This is a genomic window from Shimia aestuarii (assembly GCF_900114635.1).
Taxonomy (GTDB): domain Bacteria; phylum Pseudomonadota; class Alphaproteobacteria; order Rhodobacterales; family Rhodobacteraceae; genus Shimia; species Shimia aestuarii.
The window spans coordinates 179699-206230 of sequence record NZ_FOTQ01000003.1; the positions used below are offsets into that span (position 1 = coordinate 179699).

General features: G+C 56.0%; 22 protein-coding genes and 1 pseudogene. 14 read left to right on the plus strand and 9 right to left on the minus strand.

From position 1 onward, the window contains the following. Positions 1-75 precede the first annotated feature (75 nt). Positions 76-1581 (minus strand): DUF2125 domain-containing protein, encoded by a 1506-nt coding sequence (locus BMZ35_RS10295; protein WP_093093645.1) that lies wholly within the window; start codon positions 1579-1581, stop codon positions 76-78. A 130-nt stretch (positions 1582-1711) separates the two neighbouring features. Between BMZ35_RS10295 and BMZ35_RS10300 the strand changes: the two genes are divergently transcribed. After that, entirely contained in the window at positions 1712-2464 is a 753-nt protein-coding gene (locus BMZ35_RS10300) for an SDR family oxidoreductase (protein WP_093093647.1), read from the plus strand. Beyond that, positions 2461-3072, plus strand: a complete 612-nt coding sequence (locus tag BMZ35_RS10305) for an enoyl-CoA hydratase/isomerase family protein (protein ID WP_093093649.1) — start codon at positions 2461-2463, stop codon at positions 3070-3072. Before BMZ35_RS10300 ends, BMZ35_RS10305 begins: the two co-directional genes overlap by 4 nt. A gap of 17 nt (positions 3073-3089) precedes the next feature. On the opposite strand, the gene BMZ35_RS21095 is transcribed toward BMZ35_RS10305, so the two are convergent. Beyond that, complete coding sequence (locus BMZ35_RS21095) at positions 3090-3383, minus strand: HNH endonuclease family protein (RefSeq protein WP_093093893.1); 294 nt, start codon at positions 3381-3383, stop codon at positions 3090-3092. Positions 3384-3455: 72 nt separating this feature from the next. On the opposite strand from BMZ35_RS21095, the gene BMZ35_RS10315 reads away from it, so the two are divergent. The 9 genes and pseudogenes from BMZ35_RS10315 to BMZ35_RS10355 all read left to right on the plus strand — a co-directional run bounded on the left by BMZ35_RS10315 (position 3456) and on the right by BMZ35_RS10355 (position 15352). Then, a complete protein-coding gene (locus BMZ35_RS10315) occupies positions 3456-4775 on the plus strand; it encodes a mechanosensitive ion channel family protein (RefSeq protein ID WP_093093894.1) in 1320 nt (439 codons plus the stop codon). Beyond that, positions 4772-5953: a TIGR03862 family flavoprotein gene (locus BMZ35_RS10320; RefSeq protein ID WP_093093651.1), complete on the plus strand. Its 1182-nt coding sequence runs from the start codon at positions 4772-4774 to the stop codon at positions 5951-5953. Before BMZ35_RS10315 ends, BMZ35_RS10320 begins: the two co-directional genes overlap by 4 nt. Before the next feature lie 150 nt (positions 5954-6103). Then, positions 6104-6847: a hypothetical protein gene (locus tag BMZ35_RS10325; RefSeq protein WP_093093653.1), complete on the plus strand. Its 744-nt coding sequence runs from the start codon at positions 6104-6106 to the stop codon at positions 6845-6847. A gap of 721 nt (positions 6848-7568) precedes the next feature. After that, a pseudogene (locus BMZ35_RS10330) lies at positions 7569-7922 on the plus strand (transposase); the annotation flags it as partial. A gap of 699 nt (positions 7923-8621) precedes the next feature. After that, on the plus strand, positions 8622-10022 hold the full coding sequence (locus tag BMZ35_RS10335; protein ID WP_165610047.1) for an alpha/beta fold hydrolase: 1401 nt from the start codon (positions 8622-8624) through the stop codon (positions 10020-10022). Positions 10023-10244: 222 nt separating this feature from the next. Next, positions 10245-11063 carry a class I SAM-dependent methyltransferase gene (locus tag BMZ35_RS10340; protein ID WP_093093659.1) on the plus strand — a complete coding sequence of 273 codons (819 nt, stop codon included), beginning with the start codon at positions 10245-10247 and terminating at the stop codon, positions 11061-11063. A gap of 189 nt (positions 11064-11252) precedes the next feature. After that, positions 11253-12197: a DMT family transporter gene (locus BMZ35_RS10345; RefSeq protein ID WP_131814355.1), complete on the plus strand. Its 945-nt coding sequence runs from the start codon at positions 11253-11255 to the stop codon at positions 12195-12197. A 164-nt stretch (positions 12198-12361) separates the two neighbouring features. Next, positions 12362-13192 carry a class I SAM-dependent methyltransferase gene (locus BMZ35_RS10350; RefSeq protein ID WP_093093663.1) on the plus strand — a complete coding sequence of 277 codons (831 nt, stop codon included), beginning with the start codon at positions 12362-12364 and terminating at the stop codon, positions 13190-13192. Between the two features lie 315 nt (positions 13193-13507). Next, entirely contained in the window at positions 13508-15352 is a 1845-nt protein-coding gene (locus BMZ35_RS10355) for an adenylate/guanylate cyclase domain-containing protein (protein ID WP_131814356.1), read from the plus strand. Between the two features lie 334 nt (positions 15353-15686). Here the strand turns inward: BMZ35_RS10355 and BMZ35_RS10360 are convergent, their stop codons facing one another. Genes BMZ35_RS10360 through BMZ35_RS10375 form a run of 4 tightly spaced genes read right to left on the minus strand, consistent with a single transcriptional unit; the run spans position 15687 to position 19603 of the window. Next, positions 15687-16424, minus strand: a complete 738-nt coding sequence (locus BMZ35_RS10360) for a proteasome-type protease (protein WP_093093667.1) — start codon at positions 16422-16424, stop codon at positions 15687-15689. Positions 16425-16431: 7 nt separating this feature from the next. Continuing rightward, positions 16432-17229: a transglutaminase family protein gene (locus BMZ35_RS10365; protein WP_093093669.1), complete on the minus strand. Its 798-nt coding sequence runs from the start codon at positions 17227-17229 to the stop codon at positions 16432-16434. Between the two features lie 3 nt (positions 17230-17232). After that, positions 17233-18174: an alpha-E domain-containing protein gene (locus BMZ35_RS10370; protein ID WP_093093671.1), complete on the minus strand. Its 942-nt coding sequence runs from the start codon at positions 18172-18174 to the stop codon at positions 17233-17235. Positions 18175-18178: 4 nt separating this feature from the next. Then, positions 18179-19603, minus strand: coding sequence for a circularly permuted type 2 ATP-grasp protein (locus tag BMZ35_RS10375; RefSeq protein ID WP_093093673.1), 1425 nt, complete (start codon positions 19601-19603; stop codon positions 18179-18181). 727 nt (positions 19604-20330) lie between these two features. Between BMZ35_RS10375 and BMZ35_RS10380 the strand changes: the two genes are divergently transcribed. After that, entirely contained in the window at positions 20331-21023 is a 693-nt protein-coding gene (locus BMZ35_RS10380; protein WP_093093675.1) for a substrate-binding domain-containing protein, read from the plus strand. Positions 21024-21196: 173 nt separating this feature from the next. On the opposite strand, the gene BMZ35_RS10385 is transcribed toward BMZ35_RS10380, so the two are convergent. Both BMZ35_RS10385 and BMZ35_RS10390 read right to left on the minus strand, forming a co-directional pair. Continuing rightward, positions 21197-21616, minus strand: coding sequence for a VOC family protein (locus BMZ35_RS10385; RefSeq protein WP_207502951.1), 420 nt, complete (start codon positions 21614-21616; stop codon positions 21197-21199). Positions 21617-21825: 209 nt separating this feature from the next. Beyond that, positions 21826-22377, minus strand: a complete 552-nt coding sequence (locus BMZ35_RS10390; RefSeq protein ID WP_131814357.1) for an ankyrin repeat domain-containing protein — start codon at positions 22375-22377, stop codon at positions 21826-21828. Between the two features lie 218 nt (positions 22378-22595). Between BMZ35_RS10390 and BMZ35_RS10395 the strand changes: the two genes are divergently transcribed. Then, positions 22596-24242: an adenylate/guanylate cyclase domain-containing protein gene (locus BMZ35_RS10395; RefSeq protein WP_093093679.1), complete on the plus strand. Its 1647-nt coding sequence runs from the start codon at positions 22596-22598 to the stop codon at positions 24240-24242. 334 nt (positions 24243-24576) lie between these two features. Here BMZ35_RS10395 and BMZ35_RS10400 read toward each other — a convergent pair whose 3' ends face one another. Beyond that, the gene (locus tag BMZ35_RS10400; protein ID WP_093093681.1) at positions 24577-25539 is read right to left on the minus strand and encodes a LysR family transcriptional regulator; all 963 of its coding nucleotides are present in this window, start codon (positions 25537-25539) and stop codon (positions 24577-24579) included. Between the two features lie 136 nt (positions 25540-25675). Here BMZ35_RS10400 and BMZ35_RS10405 point away from each other — a divergent pair, with 136 nt between their 5' ends. Continuing rightward, positions 25676-26452 carry a transporter substrate-binding domain-containing protein gene (locus tag BMZ35_RS10405; protein WP_093093683.1) on the plus strand — a complete coding sequence of 259 codons (777 nt, stop codon included), beginning with the start codon at positions 25676-25678 and terminating at the stop codon, positions 26450-26452. Positions 26453-26532 lie beyond the last annotated feature (80 nt).

Below are 26532 nucleotides of genomic sequence, written 5' to 3' on the forward strand. Positions count from 1 at the left end.
GGCGGGGGGCCGGTGCAAGTCCCACAAAACGAAAGGGGCCGCGCGCGGCGGCCCCTCTGCGTGCTGAGTCTTGGGTTACTTCAGGCGCTGTCCATTTGCCAGTACATGGCCCTGTTCGTTGACCTCGATCCGCGAGGTCAGTTCGTCTTCGCCAGCACCGGGAACCGAGAACATCGACAGCATCATGCGCGCGCCCATGACCTGATCCTCGGGCAAAAGGCCCATCTGGACCAGCTTGTCCATCAGGCCGTTTACACCCTTGATGTTGAGATCGAGCGCGCCTTCGGGGCGCGGCAGGCCGTCAAAGGACTCCATGTCGGAGTTGTCGAAGGTGAAATCACCCATGCCGGTCAGGCTTGCCCCGGCGATGTGCAGTTGCAGATCCTTGAGCGACATGGCGTTCAGCTCGCCCGGCACCTCGTCGGAGTTTTCGTCCAGCGTCATGATGTCGGTAAAGACCGTGGCCTTGCCGACGATATCAATGATCATCGTCGCGGGGTCATGCGGCAGAACCTGGCCCGGATCGACCATGCCCCAGATCATTTCAGAGACAGCAAGGTCGGCGAGTGTGAGATTGGCGGCAAAATCCTGCGGCTGTTCGTCCGCCTTGAGCGGTACCTCGAACCCGTACCCGAATTCGCCCATGGCCACGTCGATCGGCAACGGGATATCCGGCCCCATCGCGTTGAGCTGAATGTCCGCAAGCGTTCCGGAATAGGCCATGGCCATGTCGTTCATCTTGATGGCCATGTTGGAGGCGCCGGTGGTAATCGTGGCGTTGGTCTGCGCTCCGTCCTCGGTCAGCATGAAGGCGAGGTCGGAGCCTTTAAGCGCGTAGGACCCGGCAATGTCGAACCCGGCGGCGAACATCGCGGCGGGATCTTCGCCATAGTCGCCGGTCGGCACAACGGCATCCGCGTCCATTTCCAGCCCGCTCATGCTGCCCTTGATATCCACGGTGCCACCGCCTTCGGGGTCCTCGGCCTGAACAACGTAGGTAAGCGTATCGACGCTCATTTTCTGTTGCGTGGTGATCGTTTCCCCCACGGCCATCTTTGAGCGCCCCATGACACCGCTCATGATGGCGTTGACGACCATGCCCTCGGGCATCGGTTCACCATCGGCGACAAGGCTGGTCAGCGCCACGCCGAGTTCCGAGGCGTTGTAGGTATAGGTCATTTCTTCGGGCGTGCCCGATACGATCGTGCTGAAACCGGTGTGGCTTATCGTGACCACTGCGTCGACGGTTTCGCCTTCGACATCTGCAAGAATGCGCATCGGCATCTGGTTCGGCATCACGATTGCAACCGTGCCGTCGCCGTTTTCAACAAACTGCAGGCTGCCCATTTCGACGGTCACGGTGCCGTCTTCGTCAGGGATGCTCATGCCGAGCGTCAAGTCGTTGATGCTGAGCGTATTTCCGTCGGTCTTTTCCGAGGCGGAAATATCATATCCAAATCCCCCCAGATATCCGCGCCAGCTTTCCCAGACATCGCGCGCACCGACATCGGCCATGGCAGTGGTGGAAAGCAAAAATGTGGCCAGCAGGCCCGACCCTGCAATACGTTTTTGGAAATTCATTGGGACATCCCTCACTTAATCTTCGGCCATAGCTTCGGACGATGGCGCGGCGGGGTCAAGGGTGAAGGGGTGGACCCGGCTTCACTTCGCGATTACCAGTGGGGCAAATCTTGCGCGAGGAGAAAGATTTATGGCGGATATGTCAGGAAAAACGGTGATCATCACAGGCGCAAGCCGCGGGATCGGTGAAAGCGCGGCGCGGATCTTTGCACAGGCCGGCGCCAGCGTTGTTCTCACGGCGCGCAGCACCGAAGCGATTGCCGCCATCGCGGACGAAATCGGACCGCAGGCCATGGCCATCCCCTGTGACGTGGCCGACTATGGCCAGGTCGCAGCGATGGTGTCGGCTACGGTCGAGCGGTTCGGTGCGGTGGATGTTCTGATCAACAACGCCGGGGTGGTCGAGCCGATCGCCCATCTGGACCAGTCTGTTCCGGACGAGTGGGGGCAGGTGATCGACATCAACCTCAAGGGGGTTTACCACGGCATGCGTGCTGTCATGCCGGTGATGGAGCGCGCGGGAGGTGGCTCGATCCTCACGATCAGCTCGGGCGCGGCGCATGGACCCGTCGAGGCCTGGAGCCATTATTGCGCCTCCAAGGCGGCGGTGAACATGCTGACCCGTTGTGTCGACAAGGAGGCACGCGACAAGGGGATCCGGGCAATTGGCCTGTCGCCCGGCACCGTGGCCACACAGATGCAGCGCGAAATCAAGGCCAGCGGTATCAACCCGGTAAGCCAGCTGGAGTGGTCCGATCACATTCCACCGGAATGGCCTGCAAGGTGCCTGCTCTGGATGTGCGGTGCCGAGGCGGACGCATGGCTTGGCGATGAAATTTCGCTGCGTGACGAAGACATCCGTCGGAAAGTGGGCCTGGTATGATTGAGCTTGTCAAAGAAGAGAACGGTCTGTGGGTGGTCACGATCAACCGTCCCGACAAGGCCAATTCTCTGACACACGCGATGCTTTCGGAACTGGCAGACATCGCGGAGTCCGCGCAAGAGGCGCGTGCATTTGTCCTCACAGGCACTGGAAAAGTGTTCTCCGCCGGTGCCGACCTTGAAGAGGCGCGTGCTGGTCTGGCCACGAGCGATGTCTGGGAACGGCTGTCGGGCGCCATTGCTGCTCTGCCGGGATTGAGCATTGCGGCCCTGAACGGAACCCTTGCCGGGGGTGCGATGGGTATGGCGCTGGCCTGTGACATCCGCCTGGCCGTGCCCGGGGCCAAGTTCTTTTATCCGGTCATGAAACTCGGCTTCCTGCCGCAACCCTCCGACCCCGGGCGCATGGCCGCGCTGATTGGCCCGGCTCGCACCAAGCTCGTTCTGATGGGAGGGCAGAAGTTGTTGGCCGATGAGGCACTTGCCTTTGGGCTGGTGGACCGGATCGTCGAGCGCGAGGTGCTCTTGGACGCCGCGCGGGAGATCGTGGCGGATACGCTCGCTGCGAAACCGGAGATCGCGCAAGGCATCAAAGAGATGTGTGGCTGAGCGCCCCATTGGCGCGCTCAGCGTTTGCGTCGCGGGCCGGGTGTTCGCGAATGGAACGAAGGTGGACGTTTGGCGATCCATTGGATGAAGCGGGCAAGCCGCGGGTGCGCGCGCAGGGCCTCGACCGTGTGATAGTCCCGGGCCAGTTCTGCCTCGGTAAAAGTGGCGTGAATTTCGTTGTGACAGATCTGGTGCAGTCGCACGACCGCCCCCCCCTTGCCGCCTTTGAGCCGGGGGATGAGGTGGTGCAGGCTTTGCGGCGCTTTTGGCGGAATCGGGCGGCCACATAGGGGACATATCGGATCCGGCACGGGGTTTCCCTTGAGTTTGCCAAGACATGCGGGCATGAGATTGTCGGAAGGGTATCTCGGTATGAGGGTATGATGGAAGGCTCGGAAATCGCGCAGGAAGCGCTGGAGCAGGCGCAACAGATGTGGTCATTCGCCGAGGGCTGGGTGATGAGCCCGGCGGCGTGGTCACAGTTTGCTTTGCTGGTCGTTGCATTCGTGATGGCGCTGCTGGTGGCGCGCAGGGCGCGGCCGCTGTTGACCCGTTTGCTGACCCCGCCGAAAGAGCAGACCCACGCGCTTGCCCGCCTGCGGCGCTTTGTTCTTGTCTTCGTGCCGTTGCTGCTGCCCCTGCTGGCGTACCTGTTCACCGGATTGGGGGAAAGCGTCACGCGGTCGGTGTTCGGATCGGGCGCGGTGATTGCCTTTGGCAAACGGGTGTTCCTGTTCATCGCAGTGCGTATTCTCGTACGCGAAATCATCCATGATCCGCTGATGAAAGTGCTCGGGCGTTATGTGCTGATCCCGGTTGCTGCGCTTTATGCGCTGGGTCTTCTCGATCCGGCGATGCAGAAGCTGGACGAGACCATCGTGCCTCTGGGCAACCTGTCCTTTTCGTTGCTGTTCGCAATTCGCTTCTTGATCGTCGGGGGCGCGATATTCTGGCTGGGAAGGTGGTCGAACGAGCAGTCAAACCAGTTCATCAAGAAGCAGGAAGAGATGCGCCCGGCCATGCGGGAGCTGACTGCGAAGGCGATGGAAATCGCCATTTTCGGCGTCGCTTTCCTGTTGGTGATGAACATCATGGGCATATCGCTCACGTCGCTGGCGGTATTGACCGGTGTTATCGGTGTCGGGCTGGGCTTTGGCCTCCAGAAGATTGCGTCGAACTTCATTTCCGGTGTGATCCTTCTGCTCGAGGGGCAGGCCACGGTGGGGGACTATGTCGAGCTGGACGGCGGCGAGGCGGGTACCATTGTCAAGATGACCGCACGCGCCACGATCCTGGAAACCTTTGATGGGCGCTGGATCGTGGTGCCGAACGAGGACTTCATCACTACGCGGGTGGTGAATTTCTCGGACCAGGGAAGCGCCAACCGCTACGAGGCGCCCTTTTCGGTGAGCTACGACACGGATATCAACCTGATCCCGGATATCGTGGAGGCCGCCGTGGCCAAGCATCCGGGTGTTCTGGACAAACCCTTCCCGCCGGATTGCGAGTTGCGTGGATTTGGAGATAGCGGGGTCGATTTCGCGGTGGAATTCTGGGTCGAGGGCATAGATGACGGCAAGAACAAGTTCATGTCGGACGTGCTCTTCCTGATCTGGAATGCGCTCAAGGACAATAGCATCGAGATTCCCTATCCGCAGCGTGTGGTCGAGCTCAAGGGGTCGATCGAGACCCGGTCTTCATGACGGAGGCGCTGGTCATCGGGGCCGGTCCTGCCGGGCTGATGGCGGCGGACGTGATGTCGGCGGCGGGGCTGGAGGTGGTAATTGCCGAGGCCAAACCTTCACCCGCGCGCAAGTTCCTGATGGCCGGCAAGTCGGGGCTGAACCTGACCAAGGCCGAACCTTTCGAGACATTCCTTGCGGCCTATGACGAGGCCGCGCCGCACCTGCGCCCCATGCTTGAGGCGTTTGGGCCGGACGAGGTGACGCATTGGGCCGAGGCTCTGGGGCAGGAGATGTTCACCGGGTCGTCGGGCCGGGTTTTCCCCAAGGTGATGAAGGCATCCCCCCTGTTGCGGGCCTGGCTGGCACGGTTGGAGGCGCAGGGCGTCAGCCTGCGGCGCAGGTGGCGATGGGTGGGGGGGGGATTTCGGTTCGACACGCCGCAAGGCGTCGAGGAGATTGTCCCGAAGGTGGCGGTTCTGGCCTGTGGCGGGGCCAGCTGGGCGCGGCTTGGATCGGATGGGGCGTGGGCCGAGCTTGCCGGGGTGCCGGTAGCACCATTCCAGCCGGCCAATATGGGATTTCTCGTCGACTGGTCGCCGCACATGGCGCGCTTTTTCGGGAGCCCGGTCAAGAACGTGGTTCTCCGAGCAGGGGACAAAGCGGTGCGGGCCGAGTTCGTGATTTCGCAACGCGGGATCGAGGGGGGCGGGGTCTATGCCGTGTCCAAGCCGATGCGCGAGGGGCAGGTCCTGACGTTGGACCTCTTGCCGGATCTGGAAGTCGCAGAAATTCGCAAACGGCTGAGCAAACCGCGGGGCAAGGCGAGCATGGCCAACCACCTGCGCAAGGCGCTGCGGCTCGATCCCGTAAAACAGGCGCTCTTGATGGAGTTTGCGCGCCCTCTGCCAGACGATCCTGCGCCGCTTATCAAGGCGTTGCGGCTTCGGCATTCCGGGCCGCGACCGATGGACGAGGCAATTTCGACCGCCGGTGGTATTCCGTTTTCGGAAGTGAACCAGGACCTGATGCTACATCGGTTCCCCGGCGTGTTTGCGGCTGGTGAAATGCTGGACTGGGAAGCGCCGACAGGTGGCTACCTGTTGACGGCCTGCCTGGCCACGGGGCATTGGGCCGGCGGGCAGGCGGCCCGTTTTGCAGGACTTGAGTGGCAGCCGGTCATTAGGCGTCACGATTGAACGGCGCGTGGGACAAACCGCATTTCGTGCGATAGTATTGTCACATGTGGCTTGTATCCGGCATTGCGCTTTCCCGTCTCGCCAGGCGGGGCCAGATCGTCTTTTGAACTGGAGGTGCATCGCACAGGTCCGACATGAAGGAGGTCAGAAATGAAAACTTGTATGACGCTCTCGGCAACCCTTGCCGCGTTCAGCGCCGTTGCGTCACCGGCGTTTGCCCAGCAAAGCAACTGGAACTACGAGGCGACGGTCTATCTTTTCATGCCGGAGACGAACACGGCGATTACCACGCCTGGCGGGCGGATCGAAGGCACGCTCAGCTTTGCAGATGCGTTGGCTAACCTGGATTTTGCATTCATGGGCGCCTTCGGCGCCTCCAATGGAAAGTGGAGCTTTCTGGCGGACTACATGTACAATGATCTGTCTTTCAGCAATCCCAGGCCCGGACCCGCTTATTCGAAAATGAATGCGTCGATGACGACGCAGATTTTTAATGGATACGTGGCCTATCAGGTGTATGAGAGTGACGCGGTTGAACTTGATCTGGCTGCCGGTTTCCGGTGGTTCGACACAAATACCACGCTGGCTCTAGTGCCGGGAGCGGCGGCGCCGCGCAGCGCGACCGCGAAAGCGGGCTGGGTGGACCCGGTTGTCGGCCTCCGTGCACGGGTCGCGTTTTCAGAGCGCTGGAACGGAACCGCCTTTTTCGATTATGGCGGGTTCGAAAAGGGGAATGAAACCTGGCAGGCGCTCTTGACGGCGGATTATCAGCTCAATGACAATTGGGTTCTGCGCGGCGGTTATCGACATTTGTCGATGGAGAGCGTGGTAAACGGAAATCCGTTCGAGTTCAGCCAATCCGGGCTTATTTTCGGCGCCACCTATCAATTCTGACGTGCGAGCGCTGCATCTGGCGCTTACTTTGCCGCCGCGACCTGTTGGTGGAGAGAATGGTAATCTGCACCCAAATATCATTGGGAAGGCGAAGCGTCGGGTCTCCGAGAATCGCAAGTCAGCTGCTGGCAAGAACACAAGATATTGAGGTCACGTATCATTGCCGGAAGGCAGGTAAACCGGCGGGTAAGTGCAAGCCTCACGCCTGATCGCATCAAGACGGAACAAGTCTTGCGTGACGAATGCCTCAACGTTTCGAAACTTGGGAACTATTCCTTTCGGCTTCTTGTTTGTTTTCCCCTGTCCTCCGGTTTGCTCAATATGGCGGTGAACCCGTTCCGTGGCTGGATTCAAGCGGTCGCGTCATCAGAGCCAGCCGGAAATCAGGGCCATCTTTGGCAAAAACCACGTAGGCGTTTGAACGCCGGACTTTCCTTGCTCGCAGCCTGCATGCATGGCGTACCAACTACGTTCAATTCGCACGACAAAGAGGCGATTGATGCGAGTTCGCCACGAAAACCCAGATGCCGACAAGAAGTGTGTCCGTCTACAGAGTTTTTCGGAAAGGGTTGGTGTTTTCGTAACGGAGGCTCTGGTTCGGTTTTTGTTTGATTTTGAGCGGCAGCGGCTTGGTGCTGCAACCTGCGGTTTCTGATTCTCTCTTTCTTGATCTCCTCACTCATTTTCGCAATCTTCGCAAACCGGCCCGAATAGCCGTCTGCGGCTGTCGAAAAGCGTGGACGCGGACTTTTGCGTGGAGGCCTTGAAAGAGGCTTTGGTCAACCACGGTAAACCAGAGATCTTCAACAGCGACCAAGGCAGCCAGTTTACCAGTGGCGCTTGGTTCGACGTGCGGGTGGACGCAAAGGTCAAGATCAGCATGGATGGAAAAGGCGCATGGCGCGACATCCGATTGATCGAACGGCCGTGGATGGCGACGACATATGAATGCGTGAATTTGAATGCCTTTGAGACGGGATCAGAAATGCGCCCCGGTATTGGTAGGTGGCTGAGTTACTACAACACCGAACGCCCCCACTCAAAGCATGGCTTGTTGACCCCAGATGAGGCCTATGCCAGCAGAATACAACCAATGAGAATAGCAGCCGAAATGAACCCCTGATCCAACTTAACCCAGCTGCAAATTGGTTTAAAATTTTGGACTACTTCTGTTCCAGAAAGGGTGTAGCCCACACTCAGGCAACGGTTAAAAGAAATCTGTGAGGCAAAGAAGCACCAGGCTCCAATGGACATGGAGCCAGTCACTGAATAACCTTGGTGCAGTCCCGGGCAATCAACCAGCGAGGTGCAATAGCTGTTACATCGCCAACACATTACTTTTCTTGGAGAAAAATGGTGCGGGGGCGGAGTTTAAAAAGAAGGGTAAGTAACAGATTTTAAACTGAAAATTATCTATAAAATTACTTGTACCCCATTCGGTATCCCCAACCCCGAATTTGCCTCTGGGCGAGCACGAAAACTGGTTTTGAAACCTGGTCACGCGCCCTTTTGTGAACGAATATCAAATAATTGTAGCAGACGGGAGCTCCAACTGAGGGCGATCGACCAATTTCCGTGTCATTCAATGTAACGTCGATGACGTGAAGGCCGCCGCGGAAGGCAGCCCCCAGATTCTTGTCGGCAAGATGGGCTGTCGGGCCCAGAGCAGTCGTTCATGAGGTTTGCGGCGAACGACCGTTTCGAGCCCAGAATAGCCGTTTGCACTGCTATTGGAAAAGAATACGATCATTTGGATCGTGACAGGAGGCGAGCGATGGCGCAACGCAGACTTTCTAGCATTTTGGCAATGGACGTGGTCGGCTACAGCCGCTTGATGCAAAAAGGAAGAGATGAGCTGCTGCACGCGCTCGATGTGTTATTTCGCACAACTATTAGACCTACAGTGAAGGCGCAAAGTGGGCGCGTTGTAAAACTCATGGGGGATGGTGCCATCGTGGAGTTTGGGTCTGCAAGGGACGCGGTTCTCTGTGCAACAGAAATCCAGAAGCAAGTGAGCTCGGTACCCGCTCTCTATGACGATACGGAGCGGCTGTGGCTTCGGATGGGTATTCATGCTGGAGACGTCACTGTTTCAGAAGGAGATATCTTTGGCGAAGCCGTCAATGTAGCGGCAAGGCTTGAGGCTGCAGCACCCGAAGGCGGGGTTTTTGTTTCGAAGCTTGTGACAGACCTGGCCGGGAGTGGTCTTCCAGTTCAGTTTCAAAATGAGGGGACCCATCGGTTCAAGAATATCGAACACCCGCTGCAGATCTTGTCGATCGTTGTAGATCAGGTTGGCTCAGCACCGGAAGCGTTGAACGTCGAAAGGGGGCATGACATTCGCTTCGCTAAAAGTAGTGACGGCGTAATGCTGGCTTGGACAGCCGTCGGAGAGGGCTCGCCAGTGGTGCGGGCACCTGCGTGGATTAGTCGGTTAGATATGGATTTTCGTCTTCCACACCTAGCACATTTCATCACCTCACTTTCGAACACACACAAGTTCATTCGTTTTGACGCACGCGGGAATGGCCTTTCTGATCGAGATATACCCGACATTTCTTTCGATACAATGATTGAGGATTTGCGGGCTGTCTTTGATGCTGCCGAAGTCGAGAGAGCCCCCATTCTTGGTATGTCCCAAGGATGTGCGGTGGCAGCTGCTTTTGCAGCGCGTTTTCCGGAGAGGATCTCGGGTATTGTGATGGTCGGAGGGTTCCCGCTTGGCCGATCCAAACGTCCTGTAAAAAGGGATCAGGAGAAAGCAAGTGCCATGCAGACGATGATGAAGGTTGGATGGGATGACGACTATCCTTCACTTCGCGACATGATGGCTGACATGATTGTGCCACTGGCCAGTGTCGAAGATCGTCGTCAATTCGCAGAGGCAATGCGCGACATGGTAACACCTGAAGTGGTTAGCAGCTACCGTAAGGTTATCGATGAAATAGACGTGACCGATATTCTCCCGGATATTCAAGCTCCTTGCCTTGTCCTGCACTGCGATGGCGACCGAATGCACCCTGTTGAGCAAGGACGGCTGATGGCATCTCTCCTACCAGAGGCTCGGTTTGTGACATACGAAAGCTCTAGCCACATACCTTCTGCGAATGATCCCTGCTGGCCTTTGATGAATGCCGAGATTGAGCGGTTTCTGAAACAGTGCCGGGCTAGTTGATAGCTGCCAAACTTGCTTGCGTTCAGGTGCCGGGTTTGAAACGGAAACGGCGGATACGGCCGCCAGACCGGACCATAAACCGTTTAGACCCTCAAAGGCTGACGAAATGCGGCAGGCGGCAAAATTGATTCCGATCTAGTCCCCATGTTCAGGGTGTCCTTTGGCTGAACTCGACCTGTTGTGCTAAAATCTTAGAGTTCAAACGATATCGGAGCGGTCAAAATGACGACGTACGAGGGCTTTGCGGAACTAGAAACGAAAGGCTGGTCTAACGATACGATTTCATCCGGCTACGTAAACATGTTCTCTGAAGCGAGTGACATGGCAATTCCTTCCATTGTGTCCAGTATCAAAAGTACCGATAAGGTTCTCGACCTCTGCTGCGGGCAAGGTAATGTTACCGAGGCACTTGCCCAATCTGGGTATTCGGTAACGGGGGCAGATTTTTCCGAACAGATGCTCTCACATGCACGCAAGAGGTTTCCTGCAGGAGACTTTGTTGAAGCCGACGCCCAAGATCTACCTTTCGAGGACGGGAGCTTTGACTGTGTCGTCTGCAGTTTCGGCTTAATGCACGTGCCCGATCAACCAAAAGCGCTCTCGGAAATTCGCAGGGTTCTGAAACCAAAGGGTCAGTTCATTATGACGTCTTGGTGTGGCCCAGATATCTCCCCTGTCTTCCAAGTTTTTTATAGCAGCGTGCAAGAACACGGACATGTTTCCGTGAAGATGCCCGAGAGTCCGAATTTTCACCAGTTTGCAAACGAGGAAATGGCAAAGTCGATCTTGTCAGACGCGGGTTTCGACGTGGAGAACCAGCACCAGGTCGATTGTTTCTGGATGTTGGATGCTCCAGAAAGCTTGGCGGAGATTTTCCAGAACGGAGCGCCTCGCGGTGGATACTTGCTGTCTCAGCAACCAGAGGTGAACAATGCAGCAATCAAAGCTGCGGTGGCCGAAAAAGTCAGTGAACGCTTCATCCACGGTGACAAATGGCGGGCTCAAATTCCGGCATCCTTGATCGTAGCGCGTGCTCGGTAAACCAAACTAGGCAATACCGTGTTTGTCCGCGGAGTGGAAGTCAGCCACAGTTCAGCCTTTGCTTATGCAGTGATTGTCCGTGCCGCAGCCTGAGCCGCCGGATCAGCGGTAATCCAGCGACGGCTTGGAAACATAACCAAACTAGTGAAGCATTGCTACGCTTGGCATGTCTGGTGTTTAACTAGGTTCATGGTCAGCACAAGCAAACAAGGCGAACAGACAACGTCCACGCTCTTCGGCATCTTATGTGGACTTGGGGCAGTTGCGATGTGGGCGGCGTATCTGGCCTACGCGCGCGCGGGGATCAAGGCAGGGTTACAACCGCAAGACCTATTGCTTCTTCGCTATGGCGTTGCGGGACTTGTCATGCTTCCCTGGATGCTCCGGGCAGGCTTCCGGGATCTCGGCGGTGTTGGCTGGATGCGCGGAACACTTCTGGCCATTTTCGCAGGCCCCATATTTGTGCTTCTCGGAACCTCCGGGTTTCTATTCGCACCGTTAAGCCACGGCGCCGTCATTCAACCGTCCACGGCAACGCTTGTTACAATGCTCTTAGGTTGGTTCGTTCTAAAGGAACAGGTATCGCTTATAAGGGCCATTGGTACCATCTTGCTGATTTCAGGTTTGGCAATCGTTGCATCGCGATCTGTCGGTGGCGCTGTCGATCATCCGCTCGCATGGATTGGTGATAGCTTGTTTTTCTTGGGCGGCTTGTTCTGGGTCGGCTTTACGCTTTGTCTCAGGCGCTGGAGCGTGAACGCCGTCGCCGCGACGGCTTCGGTTTCCATTCTGTCTGCAGCGGCTGTTGTGCCACTCTTCGTACTTTTGCAGGACTTTGGTCGTCTTGCCGTCCTGCCTACCCAAGACCTCCTTGCTCAGCTTTGCGCCCAAGGGCTAGGAGCAGGTGTCTTGGCTTTGATCGCTTATGCAAAGGCAGTGCAACTGCTTGGGGCGGCGAGAGCGGCCCTGTTTCCAGCCGTTGTCCCGGTAAGCACGCTTTTGGTGGGCATACCGGTGACGGGTGAAATTCCCGCTCTGCCGGAAGCAATCGGGGCACTGCTTGCGAGTCTCGGCCTTGCTGTAGCATTGGGCGTCTTGGACCCAATCTTGTCCTCAAGAAAACAGAAAAGTTGACCCCCAAAAAACGTCTCTTTCGTCCGCTTAGCTGACCTTCAGGGCAGTCAGGCTCTCGCAAGTACAGGGAATGGCGGCTGTGAGCCCGGAGCAGACGGAATGAACCCGCATATCGGGTGCTTCGAAACTGTGCTAACTTAACCGGCAAGATAGGAGGGGCTCAAATGACTGATGCAAAAGCCATTTCTGATCACTGGGGCAAGGGAGACGTATATGCCCGAATTTTGGACACAATGGAACTCGCAGGCATCGACCCCAACTCCGTGACAGTCGAACAGCTTGCGCCTGTGGATCATTTTCATGCGAGAGGGTTCCCCGCGACCGTTGAACTTGCAGATGCGTTACCAATCAAAGAGGGTGATCGACTTGTCGACATCGGCTGTGGGCTCGGCGGTCCCGCTAGGTATCTGGTAAAACGGTTCAACTGCCATGTTGACGGTATCGACATAACGGCACCATTCGTGGACGCTGCCAACAAACTGAGTGTGCTCGTTGGGATGGAAAGCGCAGTGGAATGCCGCCACGGTGACGGGCAGAAGCTCCCCTATGGTGATGAAACATTCGATGGAGGTTACACGCAGCACGTCACAATGAACGTGCCCGATCGAGACGTTTTCTTCGGCGAAGCCTGCCGGGTATTGAAGCCTGGTGCATTCTTCGCGCTTACGGAACATGGGCTGGGCGAAGTGGGTGAGCCACATCATCCGGTGCCCTGGTCAGAAGACGGAAGCGGCGCCTACCTGATGCGGCCCGCCGATACAGTTGCCGCGCTGGAAAAGGCAGGTTTCGCCGACATCGAGGTCGCCGATACAGGAGAAAAGTATTTGCAGGGCTATGGACGTGCTATCGAACTTGCCGAGAAAGGTGAAGCACCAGTATTTGGCACTCATATTCTGTTAGGCAAATTGGCTCCGCAAATTGTGCGAAATGCCGCGCGAAACATCGAAGAACGCCGAACCCACCCCGTGCAGATAATCTGCTTCAAGCCCAAATAGGTTAGTTGCCGAACCTTGAACGCAAGGACTGCTCCGTTCCGCTGGGCAGACCTCAATCCCAAGTGTAGCTAATGGCTGAAACGAGCCCAAAAAGACGTTGATCACGCGCGATTACGGCGTTGCTTCGAATACACCTCTTGATCCCATTGCCGAGGCTCAATGGAGCCTCAACTGATGGCGACTGCTTTGAAGAAAAGGACGCGTTGTTGAACTAAGGTGGTTCGTTGGTATGATCGGCCATCGTCATAGCCGGTCTTGTTCTCGCGTAACGTGGTTCGTTTGAGTTCCGGCTTGTTGGTGCAAGAGGGGGAAAGGGTGGAACGTAGGCTAGCGGCGATTTTGGCGGCAGATATTGTTGGCTATTCAAAGCTTATGGAACAGGACGAGACGGGAACTTTATCGTCTCTCAAAACGCATCGTGTTGAAGTCTTTGATCCCATCGTCGGCAAGCATAATGGCAGGATTTTCAAATTAATTGGTGACGGGGCGCTGGTCGAATTTGCTTCCGCGGTTGATGCGGTCAAGTGCGCCATCGAAATCCAGCGACATTTGATCCGAGTTGAAGGCGGCCTTGTTCTAAGGGTTGGCGTCAATTTAGGCGATGTCATCGTGGATGGCGATGATATGTACGGCGACGGCGTGAATATCGCCGCACGCCTTGAGTCGATAGCGAAGCCGGGAAGCGTTTGCTTGTCGGGAACAGCCTACGACATGGTTTCAGGAAAGGTTGACTGCGAATTCGAAAACGGAGGAACGCGACGCCTAAAGAACCTGTCCAAACCTGTACGCGTCTACCATTGCAAAATTGGAACAAGTGATTATTCGCGAAAACGCGCTGAAGAGCAGGGCCAGACAGAAAGAAGATCGATTGCGATTTTGCCCTTTTCAAATATGAGCGGCGACCTGGAGCAGGAATATTTCTCCGACGGCATAACTGAGGACATAATAACTGACTTGTCCAAAGTCTCTGAGCTTCTCGTTATCTCGCGAAATTCAACTTTCTCCTACAAAGGTCAAGCTATCAAGATTCAGCAAGTCAGCGCGGATCTGGGTGCACAGTATGTGGTGGAAGGAAGCGTCAGAAGATCTGGCAACCGTGTCAGAGTTACTGCGCAGCTCATAGATGGGGCTTCGGGCGGTCATTTATGGGCAGAAAGATACGACCGTGAACTATTGGACGTTTTTGAGGTTCAAGATGACGTGACCCGCAATATCGTTGATGCCCTCAAAGTTGCCATTGCGCCGAAGGAAAGGCGGGCGATCGAGCGTGTACCCACAAGGAATTTCGATGCCTACGACCTCTGTTTGCAGGGGCGCAACTTACTTTATGAAATGAACAGGAAGAATTTGTACAAAGCGCGCCAGCTATTTGAAAATGCGGTTGAACTTGATCCAAATTATGCGCTTGCATTCAGCGGTTTGGCGGACTGTGAGTCGACTATCTTCCAATTCTACTCGTCGGATGAGACCTTTGTTGAAGCCGCGATCAGTAATAGTAGCAAAGCAGTACAACTAGATCCTGATCTACCAGAGGCCCACGCTTCTTTAGGGCTGGCACATTTCTTGCAGGGTGACTTTGACGAGGCGAAGGCAGAACTTGAACGCGCGCTTGAACTTGATCCAATGCTCTATGAAGCGTTTTGGCACCTAGGAATAATCAGCCTCACTCAAAGAGATTTTGAATCAGCCGCGGTAGCCTATTCCAAGGCTTCCAAAGTGCGTGGAGACGACCTGCAGTCAAACATGATGCTGATGAATTGCCTGTCAAAACTCGGTCTCGAAGTAGAGCTTACGTCAATATCCCTAAAGGCGCTCGCAATCGCGGAGCGTCGCTTGAAACTAAATACGACTGACGCGCCTGCCATTTACGTGGGTGCGTTTGCGTACATTCACATGAACCGGGTCGAAGAGGCCCTTCCATGGCTTCGGCACGCCGAAGAAATCAAGTCTGCCGATCCAAGAACGACATACAATCTTGCGTGCGCTTTTTCGATGGCCGGAAATGTCGATAAAGCGATTGAGTTCATGGAACAGTCAATTCAGGCCGGTCGCCCGGTGAGAATGCTGGATTGGGCATTGTATGACCCTGATCTTGAACTGACCCGAAAAGACCCGCGGTTTGACGAGTTGATCGAAGCTTGGCGCAACAAGGCGAAGTAGGTCGTCCCAAAACACACCTGCGGCGGTCGAAAGCTTTTAGAATACTTGAAACATTGTCGTCCGACGCCGCTCTGTAACGAACGACGGCTTCGTCCCGCTCAACGGACATAGGGCAGCGATGCAGCTAATGACCGGAATGAGCCCATTTCGTCCATCGTTGGGGAACGCAAGAAAGTTTGCAACCGTCGTAAAGCCATCCTTGCCAATTGGATCTTGGCTCCTTCCCGCAGCTGAAGAAGGCGCTTGATATTCTTGGTTGAGGACTGTCAACTCTGCCGTTGTGTGATCGTTCAATCGCAAAAGATGAGGTTCCCCGGATTACGAAGCCAGAAGGCTATCGCTCCAACGAGAAATCGGGCAGGCTATCAAGCGCGTTTTTCAGGGCATCCCCCCACCCTTGCGAGACAAGCTTAAAATATGAGTCTTCCTGTTCAATTCGGCCCCCGGTTTCAATCCTAAGTGCGTCCTTTCGATAGAGATGGAAATCAAACGGAGCACCCACGGAAAGGTTCGCCTTGACTGTCGAGTCAAAGCTTACCAGCAGGAGTTTCATTGCCTCCTCGAAGGACATTTCGGGATCGTAGGCCCTCACCAGGATGGGACGCCCGTATTTCGTTTCGCCAATCTGGAAGAACGGTGTATCGGTGCTGGCCTCGACGAAATTTCCTTCGGGGTAAATCATGAAGAGCCGCGGTGGACCGCCCTTTATCTGACCACCTAGGATCAGTGTCGCGCCGAATGCGCTGTCGGCCTGTTGGCCCGCGGCATCATGCTGGGCAATCACTTCGCGCAGTGTATCGGCCACCATCCGCGCTGCCTGAAACATCGAAGGCGCACCGAGGATCGAAGGATCGCGCTCGTCATGTGCTTGAGTACGTTCATCGAGAAGGCTGACCACGGCCTGCGTCGTTGCCAGGTTCCCCGAAGACAGGAGTGTGATCGCCCGTTCTCCAGATGTTTCCCAGCAGGTCATCTTCTTGAAAGTCGAAATGTTGTCCAGCCCGGCATTGGTGCGGGTGTCGGACATGAAAACCAGCCCAGCATTGAGCATCATTCCCACACAATACGTCATAGAGGCCTCACTGTTGCGCCACTTCGATTTGAACGTCGAGCACCTCTCCGGCACCTCCTATTCGCGTTCCAGATACAGGCGCCGCATCGCGATAGTCCAGCCCCGTGGCAACACGTACATAGCGCGCATCGGGCGAGATACCATTGGAAACATCAAAACCAACCCAGCCCAACCCTTCGACATGGGCCTCGGCCCAAGCATGCATGGCATCTTGCGTAGTGCGGTCATTCAACATGAGGTAGCCCGAGACATAGCGCGCCGGAAGGCCCAGTTTACGGGCACCAGCGATGAAGACATGCGCATGATCCTGACAAACGCCGCTGGCCGCTTCGATCGCATCCTCCGCGCTCCAACCCGCGTGTGATACACCGATTTCATAGGCAACTTTACGTTGGATACGGGCCGACAGCTCGTGAAGCATGTCAACGGTATCACGATTATCAAGGTCGCTTACCAGTTCGCGGACCCCCGCGCGCGCCTCCGTCAACGGGGTGGCGCGGGCATAAAGCCACAACGGTGACGGACCTCGATGACGGCCCACCACCCCATGGGTGTCATTCAGTTCTACCCGCCCCTCAGAAATCAGTTCGAGTGAAGAGCTCCCAGGTTCGAAGCTGATCAACTCGGTTGTATTGTGATGATGATCCTCGAAGGAAAGCTCCTTGCGCCCGCCGTTGATGCGTGTGTGCCATTCCAGCACATGTTGGTTCGGGGTGTTTTTCGGTGTCTTGCGTAATTGCTGCAGGCCGAAGGTTACCGGCTGATCAAAGCTGTAGCGGGTGGTGTGATGAATGGTCAGTCGCATGGCTCACTCATAGAATCGATAGTCGAGTTGGATTTGGCCCGCGAGCTCTGCGAGCAGTTCCAGCATTTTCTCGATGAACTCGTGCAGGCCGTAATCGAATACCTCTTCGATACCGTGCGAAAGATAGGTGTTTTCAAGATGGGTCACCAGTTTCTGGGATTGCGATGGTTTCGATTGTCCGGCGTTCAGATAGCGCAAGTTGTCCTTGATCTTAGCTACGCAGAAGGCAAGGCTGCGCGGCATACGCTTGTCGAAGATCAGGAAGTGCGCGATTTCCTGCGGTCCTCCCTCGGCGCCATATTCCATGCGAAAACCGCCACGTGCGGAAACCGAACGCAGGATGCCTTCCCACTGCACGTTGTCGATCGAGCTGCCAACGGCGCTGACCGACGGCAAGAGCACGTAGTATTTCACATCAAGGATGCGGGCTGTGTTGTCCGCCCGCTCAAGGAACGTACCAATGCGTAGAAAGTCATACATATCATTGCGCAGCATCGTTCCGTGAATCATGCCCCGTACCAGCGCCGTGTTCTGTCGGATCGCGGCAAGCGCGGAGGGCAGGTCACGTTCGCTGACTTTGCGTGCCAAAAGGGTACTTGCCATCATGTAGGTGGCGTTGACGGCTTCCCAAACCTCACCGGTGATTGCGGTCCGTACCAAACGGGCGTTTTGTCGGGCAGAAGAGATGCTGGTCTTGATCGAAGAGGGGTTGTCGCGACCGCGCAGCATCCAATCTATGGCAGCTTCAGCGCCGGGGGTTTCATAGGCCTCGTGAAAACCACCCAAAGACCCTGCGGATTGCAGCACGGGTATCCATTCTTCTTCTCCGCTGCTCAACCTAGTCAGCGCAATGCGTTGTCCGGTTTCGATAAGACGCGCGGTGTTTTCCGCCCGCTCCAGGTAACGTGACATCCAGAAGAGGCCGTTTGCGGTTTTGCCCAGCATCGTGTCAGTCCTCCAGAACCCAGGTGTCCTTGGTGCCACCCCCTTGCGAGGAATTGACCACCAGCGACCCCTTCTTCAGCGCCACGCGAGTAAGACCGCCTGGGGTGATTTCCACTTTCCCGGGGCTGCACAGAACGAAAGGTCTGAGATCAACATGTCTGGGGCTGAGCCCCGCACGTGAAAAGATCGGAACGGTCGAAAGCGCCAAAGTGGGCTGGGCGATATAATTACCGGGCCGCGCCTTGAGCTTTCGGCGGAACGCCGCAAGATCCGTCTTGGTGGCAGTCGGACCGATGAGCATCCCATACCCGCCCGAACCATGAACTTCCTTGACCACCAATTCTTCTAGATTGTCGAGCACATAGGCCAACGCCTCGGGTTCCGAGCAACGCCAGGTTTGCACGTTTTGCAAGATGGGGCGTTCTCCCGTGTAGAACTCGACGATCTCGGGCATGTAGCTGTAGATTGCCTTGTCATCGGCAATGCCGGTGCCGGGCGCGTTGGCAATGGTGAGACAACCCGCGCGGTAGGCGTCCATGATCCCGGGCACGCCAAGGCCACTTTCGGGGTTGAAGTTCAGCGGATCAAGGAACTCGTCATCTACCCGGCGGTAGAGCACGTCGATCGGTTTGTAGCCGCGCGTTGTGCGCATGGCGACGCGGCCATCGACAACCCGCAAATCATGCCCCTCGACCAGTTCCACGCCCATCTTGTCGGCCAGGAAGGCATGCTCGAAATAGGCAGAATTGTAGATCCCGGGCGTCAGCACGGCGACCACAGGCTCGCTTTCACACGCCGGCGGCGCGCACGCGGCAAGAGAACGACGCAGATCAGTGGGATAGTTGGAGACGGGCTGAACTCTGTTCTGACTGAAAAGTTCAGGGAACATTTGGAGCATCGTCTCGCGATTTTCCAACATGTAGCTGACGCCCGAAGGCGTGCGGGCATTGTCTTCAAGCACGAAGAACTCGCCCGGGCCTGTGCGAACCAAGTCGATCCCGACGATATGTGTGTAGACCCCACCCGGGGGGGTCATTCCGATCATGTGAGGCAGGAAGGCCTCGTTTCGGCTGATCATTTCCTCAGGGATACGGCCTGCCCTCACGATTTCCTGCTTGTGATAGATATCGTAGAGAAAGGCGTTGATTGCACGCACACGCTGTTCTATCCCGCGTGAGAGGCGAAACCATTCGCTGCCTGAAATGATCCGTGGAATGATATCAAACGGGATAAGGCGCTCTTCGGCCTCGGCCTTGCCATAGACATTGAAAGTGATCCCGGTCAGCCGGAAAAGTTCCTCCGCGTCGCGCTGTTTCTTGCGCAGGCGCGCGGGATCCTCGCTTTCGAACCAAGTGTTAAATTGACGATAAGGTTCTCGAAGAGCGCCGCTCACTCCCCACATCTCATCGAAGCTTTCTGGTTTTTCCATGGGTTTTCTCAGGCCGAATTTCTTAGCGACGATCATAATTGAGGAGCACAGCTCGGAAAGCGCATCCTTCTACAAAGGCGTGAATTACGCCTATTTATGGCATTGTAATCTAAAAGCTGCCTAATATTACGGCACATACCGCGAGGTGAGGCATCTACCAGCACTTTGGCCAAAGGTGCTGAGGCGAAGGCAAGCAAAGCACCCGCTTGGCAGCTCGCCATGGTTTAGACCGATTTTGCCGCCAATTGGTCCCACATGACGATTGGGTTTTTGTCAGCGACCCGGCCTTTGCCTTCCGTTGAACAATGCTGTGCATAGGAAAAGTGGCACCTATGTCGAGCCGCGCCGCAGAAATGATATCCATAGCTCGATGACGCTGGGGCTGAGTCTGGTAGATGCTGCCCGCTCCGTGAAAGCTGACAAAGTCCGCGTTCTGTGAGTGCGACCCGCATCAGGTTTTGCACTCACGGCGAATGTTGGCAATGCGGGCTGCTGCCGCTGCGGCGAAGAACGGGGTCGGATGTCGGCTATGGGCCGAGAGCTGCCGTTGCCCAATAAGCAATCGTCGGTAGGTTTGTCCCGCAGAGCAGCCTTTCAGTCGAAATCGGGCGGCGTCTGCTCAGTTTCCAAGTCGAACTGCTCTTTTATGCAAGCATTGCCCTGTTCTCAGCCGCAAAGGATCATGCAAAGATAATACTGGAGCACACCGTCAGAAACCTCATCTGCTATGCCGAGTGAATTGCGCATTTTTGTACCGGTGGCGATCCGGGCGATCATGAATAACCTCGTTCCGCGCTTGGAAACGGCAACGGGTGCATCGGTCACTCAGTTGGTTGATCTCAACCCTGCGATACCTGAGCGCATCTCGGCGGGTGAAGCTTATGACATCGGTTTGACCAATCCCCCTTACGCTAAGGGGCTCATAGAAACTGGAAATGCAGAGGCAGCCAGTCACCGAGCTTTTGGACGTGTGCCCCTTGCCATTGGCCGAAAAGAGGAAACCGCAGGCTCAATCACAAAAGACGTCGAGACTATCAGAGGCCTTTTTCATGAAGCCGACAGCATCGCCTACACGGGTGCAGGTACAAGTGGCCGCACCTACTTGGATGTGATCGGGCGGCTCGATCTGAGTACTGCACTTTTACCAAAGAGCCTGGCCATGGGTGGTGGCGAGCCGGTCGCATCCGTCGCCGCTGGCCAAGTTGAGCTTGCGGTCGCTCCGCTGACCACGGTTATTTCCACACCTGGGGTGGTTCCTGCGGCAATCCTGCCGGAAGAGCTTGGGACTCATATCGATATGTCGATATTCCTTAGTCGAACCTCTCGGGCCAGCGCGGCATCTGCCCTTGAATTTCTGACGGCAAGGGAACTCGATGATGAACTTGCCGCAGCGGGCGTCCTACGGTTCGAGTTGGATTGACGCGGATCGACAGAGTTGCGCCATTTCTGAAAGGAATTTGCGGCTACGCCCCCACACCTGGCATCGTTCGCAAGTCTGGCAGACGGCCGCTCCAAGTTAACTCAACCGACCCATGCCCCTTTCCTGACTTGGTCTGCTTCGAAGGCAAAAGGGGTAATGATAGCGAGTTCGCTTCAGGGTTCTCCTGGCATTGGAGCTGCGTTTACTTCGATAGTGTTGAGGTCGGGATCAAGCAGATAGAGTTGTGGGAACCCGGCGAGGCCTTCACGCAGAATAAGTAGTCTTTTTCTGTCACCCTCCGGCAAGTCCTCCCTAAATCCAGCCGCCTCCAAGCGTTCGACCATTTCTTCGAAGTCGTCGGTGCAGAATGCAAAGTGAACGTCAGCAATGTCAGGAGACGATTTGGTGCGGTAGGTTCCAGCTTCGTTCAGCACTAGGTGAATTTGGCGATCGTGACATGCCAACCAAACTCCGGGTATCGAAAATGGTGGGCGGTCAAGGCGTTCTAGGTTGAAAAGACTTTCGTAGAAGGCAGCTGACTCCTCAATATCCCTGACGGGATAGGAAACATGATGAAGTAGTATTTTGGGCATGAAATCTCGCTTCTCAGAGGCATCGATAGGAACAGTACCAGATGTGGTACCAAATGTCCGTTTCGTCCCGCAATGTCGGACATCAAACTGCAGGGCGACGAACGGCCGGTTTCGATCCGGCCGTTTTAGCAATGCTCAAACGACAGCTTCCGGGAAAGCGAGCTGCGGCGCAGCGATTAAATAACGAAGACACGCCGTTCAGTCCTCTGTCATTCTTGATCTTCCAACTTCTTTAGGACTTCAGTGTCGGCCAGCTTTTTGTTGCTGGAGCCAAAGTCGAACACAGTTTCACCCATCTCGGTTTTGACGGACGCATCTGCTCCTGCCTCAAGCAAAGCCATGACTTGCTCCTCGGAACCAAACTTCGCAGCACCGTGGATTGGGGTCCAGTCATTGGCAGTCTTGGCGTTTACGTCAGCTCCAGCATCTATGAGCAGCTTGATGTTTTCGACGGATCCTGCCGCTGCCACAAAATGCAGAGGCGTCCGTTCCAATTGATCCCGTGCGTTTACATCAGCGCCAGCCGCGAGCAGTGCCACAACCACGCTCGGCGACGCCAGTGCGACCCAATGCAGAGCAGTCTTTCCAACATCGTCCCGCGCGTTAACGTCGGCTCCGCCATCCAGTATTTCTCTTACGTCTGCAACTGTTGCGGTGGTGTAGAATTTTGCGTCGCAGAGATGTCGGCAATCACCGCCCGCAAAGACTGATCCCGCGGATATAACAGCCACATACGTGGCGAAAAGCAGGCCTCTGGTCATCCCTGGCTCCCTCAGTTCCACGTCAGAATAGCACGAAGCCTTAAGCTGCAGCGCATATTTGTTATCCGCCTTCTGTGACTTGGCGAAAGGCCGCTTCGTCCGCAATGCAGGCGTAGCCGCTGCTCAAATAAGGGGCAGCTGTCTGAAGAAACGGTCCCCACATGTTGTCCGTTTGCCGATCCGACTTTTCTTGCTAGGCTAGGCAGCGGAGGAACAGGATGCGTTCGCGGATCACGACATTGATGTTCGTCGATATGGTCGGATACTCGCGAATGATGAGCGCCGATCAAGACGCTGCGATCGAGGCGGTTCGTGAACTGAAGAACAAGCAGCTAGAGCCCGTCCTTTCTGATTTCGGTGGCGAAATTCTCAAACGTATGGGAGATGGCTGGATCATCGCGTTTTCCTCTATAAGCGCGGCTCTGGACAGCGCTATTCAGGTGCAGACCAACCTCTACGATCATCGGAAACTGAAGCTGAGGATCGGTTGTCACCTGGGCGAAATCGTCGAAGATGAAGATGATTTCTACGGCGCCGGTGTGAATATCACTCAGCGTATCCAGACCGAAGCGCCGCCGGGAGGCGTGATGGTGTCGGAAGATCTGTTTCGGCAATTGTCCAACGACCGCGCCAAGCTTCTTAGCGACGCAGGCACGTTCAACCTGAAGAACATTTCGCAGCCGGTCAGGCTTTATCAGTGGCGCCCGGCTCCCGGTCTGAAACGGAAACTGGACGATGTTCCATCAATCGCAGTGCAGGCTTTCGAATTCGCCCCGATCGATTCTGAAACTGCTGCTGTGGCCGGCGACTTGCGCGACCAGTTGATCGTTCGTGTCTCGCGTCGCAAGGGCGTGTTGATATTCGACGCTTCCGACAAAAACGTGGAAAAGGCGACTTATGACTTGCGCGGACGGTTGCGCATAGCAGGGGGAAGAGGCCGGTTCACTGTAACCATGACCTCACGGGCAGATGCCCGGCCCGTCTGGTCGCAAACATACGAAGCGCCAACAGAGGATATCTTTGCCTTCTGTGACGAAGTCCTCGAACTGGCGGAGGGTGACCTGCGTCTGCAGACCAATGCATTCGACGGGGATCGTCTGGTCGATATCCCTCTCGAGGACTTGAGTGTCTCGGAACTCAGGGCACGGGCAGCCAACGAATACTACAAGGTCACAATGGAGAGTTGGTCGTACGGTCTCGCACTGATGGAACGGGCGATTTCGCTCAATCCGCACGACGCAGTATCGCTCTGCATGCGGGTCGAAGCTCAGATCATGCTGCATGGAGCGCGCTATGAAGACCTGCCCGCGCAGCTACGTGAAATCTATTCTGATGATCTGAACACCGCGGTAATCCAGTCCCCGCAGAGCGATTATGTGTTCTGGACGCGTGCATACTTCCGGCTCGTCGTTGATGATGACGTTCCAGGCGCCCGCGCGGATCTGAAGCGAAGTGCGGAAATCAATCCGGCGTATCTCGAGAACTACGAACTAAGAGGGCAGATCCTCCTTCGGGAGTCCGATTTCGAGGGTGCCGATACCGCCTTTTCCCGGTTAATCGAGCGTGGCGCTCAGAACCCGCTTCAGCCTTACCGACTGTTCATGCGAGGTGTGGCCAGGTTCTGTGGGGGAGACTTCGAAGGAGCCGCCCACGATGCTGCCGCAGCTTCTGATCTGCGCCCGAACGAAGCGGGACACCTGAAACTCCGTGCGATGGCCCTGAACGAAATCCAGATGGATAAGCAGGCCGAAGTCTGTCTAACAGCGGCCCGCAAGCTTTCATCGGAACCGATGATGACAACCAAGCTTCCGGTGTTGCCGCCAGAGTATCGCTGGATTTCGGATAAACTGAGGCCTGGAGCCTGACGCTTTCGAACAGCTAGAGGCGCCTTTTTTGGACCCCTCGTCACTGTCCGCTTCGTCCCGCTCAGCGGACTTCGGTGCAGAGCACAACCAATGGCTGAAACGAGCCCATTCTGACCGATGCTGCACCTTTCGCAGACAGTTGCGAAGCGCCGATTGACGACATTGGCGTTGGTAAGCAAGGCCCAGTGCCCACAACTTTCGTAGTTGTCCGTCGCTGTACGGCGGCCCGTCATTCCAGATTGCTGCGCATTTTCAAACCCTCGATGAAGCAGGGCAGCAACTTGAACTCGCCTTGTGGCACTCCAAACGTAGCGGCAATCTCAAGCTTTTTTAGTCAGTCTAGGCCATAGGTGCGTTCTTTGATATCAATGGCGTTCAGCTCGGCATTGCATACCGACAGGAACTCGGCCTCGGCATCTGACTGGCGGCGTGCCGGGTTGGTGATAAGGTAGATGTTCACCATGGGCAGCTCGTCATAGGGCGGCAACTGCCGGATATTTCCGGCCAGAACGTCCAGTTTTGCAACGTGAAGGGGCAGGGCGCCAATTCCGACATTCGCCATGATCAGACGACGGATTTCATTAAGGCTTGAGGACACGCCACGCCAGCTGGTGGCCAAACCCAAGCGTGCGCGAAGCCGTGAAATGGCATGCAGCGGTCCGCCCTCGGCCTCAGTCTGGAAGGCGACGAAGGGTTCCCCTTGTAGATCTTTGGGATTGATTTCCTTGGCGTTGAACAATGGATGGCGCGCCCCGCAGTAAAGGCCGAAAAACTCTCGATAAAGGATTACAGAGTCCAGATTTCTGGGCAGTTTGGAAAGTAGGCAAATTCCGAAGCTGGCCCGGTTCTGGTTCACCATCGTTTCCACATCTTCACTTTCGTGGACTGAGAAAGAATAGGTGACATGTGGATGAATCTTGGAGAAATTGCTCAGGATCGCGTCGAAATGCTCGGAAATTACGGAGCTCGTGATGGCGATCGACAGATGCCCCCTGAGTTCGGCGCGGTCGACATCCAGCAAGGAGGGAAGCTGAGAGATGGTGCCGAAGATATTGGCGCATTCGGTGTAAAGCGCCTGTCCGGGTCGCGTGATGGTAAACTCGTTGGGCTTGCGAATAACAAGCTGCTTGCCTGTCGATTGCTCAAGGCGTTTTAGGGCTGCAGAAACGGTGGGCTGCTTGAGACCCAGAAAGTCGGCGGCTTTGGATATGCCGCCCTGTTCGACCACAACCATGAAGGTGCGCAGAAGGTTCCAGTCCAGGTTCCAGGGAAAGCGTTGCTGCTGCGGAAGGCTCATAGATGAAATCTATATTGAATGTAGTTATTATCTGTTTGCGCAATATTGCTGAGTTATGCAAGTTTTTTCGCAAGCGGGTCCGCCCGCAGGCATTGATCGGGAAACACCCCGGCATGATTCTCACAGGGAGACATTAATGACTTTTCGCCGTACCATCTTGAAATCCGCAATTGCCGCCGCTGGCCTTGCGGTGTTTGGCTTGAATACCGCAGTCGCAGAAGAGCTCGACGCGCTGAAAGAAAAGGGCGTGATCCGCATTGCGATGTCCGGCGCATATCCTCCGTTCAACTTCGTGAACGATCAGAACGAAGTTGTTGGTTTTGACCCGGCCATTGGCACTGAGATTGCCAAGCGCATGGGCATGGAAGTGGAAATCGTAACCACCGCGTGGGACGGCATTATTGGCGGCCTGCTGGCCAACAAATATGACGCCATCGTCGGATCGATGACCATCACCGCAGAGCGCGATGAAGTGGTTGATTTTGTTGGTCCCTATTACTCGGACAAACGTGCCATTTTCAGCAAGCCGGGCTCGGGCATTTCGAGCCTCGAGGATCTGGAAGGCAAGAAAGTCGGCCTGACCCTGGGCGAAACCCACGAAGATTGGGCGCGCGAAAAGGGCTATGACATCAACACCTACAAAGGTCTGCCCGAGCTGCTGCTGGAACTGGAAAACGGCCGTGTGGACGCCATTGTCAACGACTCGATCGCGGCCATTCTGGCCATGACCGAGAAAGGGCAGGAGTTCGAGATGTTCGGCGACCCGACTACCGAACCGTTTGGCGCGGGTATCGCCATTCGCGAAGGCAACCCGAAACTGGCCGCAGAAATGCAGGCTGCGCTGCAATCCATGATGGATGATGGCACTTATCTGACCATTGCCGAAAAATGGATTGGCGCAGACATTCGCTAAGACACATCTCCCCGTCGCCCAACGGCGGCGGGGATCTTCATCGTGGCGACGGTTAAGGGACCGATGATCCTTTACTGCCC

Excerpts from the sequence above, each read along its gene's own strand:
- BMZ35_RS10295 (WP_093093645.1), bottom strand. The coding sequence starts at position 1,581 with ATGAATTTCCAAAAACGTATTGCAGGGTCGGGCCTGCTGGCCACATTT.
- BMZ35_RS10300 (WP_093093647.1), top strand. The coding sequence starts at position 1,712 with ATGGCGGATATGTCAGGAAAAACGGTGATCATCACAGGCGCAAGCCGC.
- BMZ35_RS10305 (WP_093093649.1), top strand. The coding sequence starts at position 2,461 with ATGATTGAGCTTGTCAAAGAAGAGAACGGTCTGTGGGTGGTCACGATC.
- BMZ35_RS10315 (WP_093093894.1), top strand. The coding sequence starts at position 3,456 with ATGGAAGGCTCGGAAATCGCGCAGGAAGCGCTGGAGCAGGCGCAACAG.
- BMZ35_RS10320 (WP_093093651.1), top strand. The coding sequence starts at position 4,772 with ATGACGGAGGCGCTGGTCATCGGGGCCGGTCCTGCCGGGCTGATGGCG.
- BMZ35_RS10325 (WP_093093653.1), top strand. The coding sequence starts at position 6,104 with ATGAAAACTTGTATGACGCTCTCGGCAACCCTTGCCGCGTTCAGCGCC.
- BMZ35_RS10335 (WP_165610047.1), top strand. The coding sequence starts at position 8,622 with ATGGCGCAACGCAGACTTTCTAGCATTTTGGCAATGGACGTGGTCGGC.
- BMZ35_RS10340 (WP_093093659.1), top strand. The coding sequence starts at position 10,245 with ATGACGACGTACGAGGGCTTTGCGGAACTAGAAACGAAAGGCTGGTCT.
- BMZ35_RS10345 (WP_131814355.1), top strand. The coding sequence starts at position 11,253 with ATGGTCAGCACAAGCAAACAAGGCGAACAGACAACGTCCACGCTCTTC.
- BMZ35_RS10350 (WP_093093663.1), top strand. The coding sequence starts at position 12,362 with ATGACTGATGCAAAAGCCATTTCTGATCACTGGGGCAAGGGAGACGTA.
- BMZ35_RS10360 (WP_093093667.1), bottom strand. The coding sequence starts at position 16,424 with ATGACGTATTGTGTGGGAATGATGCTCAATGCTGGGCTGGTTTTCATG.
- BMZ35_RS10365 (WP_093093669.1), bottom strand. The coding sequence starts at position 17,229 with ATGCGACTGACCATTCATCACACCACCCGCTACAGCTTTGATCAGCCG.
- BMZ35_RS10370 (WP_093093671.1), bottom strand. The coding sequence starts at position 18,174 with ATGCTGGGCAAAACCGCAAACGGCCTCTTCTGGATGTCACGTTACCTG.
- BMZ35_RS10375 (WP_093093673.1), bottom strand. The coding sequence starts at position 19,603 with ATGGAAAAACCAGAAAGCTTCGATGAGATGTGGGGAGTGAGCGGCGCT.
- BMZ35_RS10380 (WP_093093675.1), top strand. The coding sequence starts at position 20,331 with ATGCCGAGTGAATTGCGCATTTTTGTACCGGTGGCGATCCGGGCGATC.
- BMZ35_RS10385 (WP_207502951.1), bottom strand. The coding sequence starts at position 21,616 with ATGCCCAAAATACTACTTCATCATGTTTCCTATCCCGTCAGGGATATT.
- BMZ35_RS10390 (WP_131814357.1), bottom strand. The coding sequence starts at position 22,377 with ATGACCAGAGGCCTGCTTTTCGCCACGTATGTGGCTGTTATATCCGCG.
- BMZ35_RS10395 (WP_093093679.1), top strand. The coding sequence starts at position 22,596 with ATGCGTTCGCGGATCACGACATTGATGTTCGTCGATATGGTCGGATAC.
- BMZ35_RS10400 (WP_093093681.1), bottom strand. The coding sequence starts at position 25,539 with ATGAGCCTTCCGCAGCAGCAACGCTTTCCCTGGAACCTGGACTGGAAC.
- BMZ35_RS10405 (WP_093093683.1), top strand. The coding sequence starts at position 25,676 with ATGACTTTTCGCCGTACCATCTTGAAATCCGCAATTGCCGCCGCTGGC.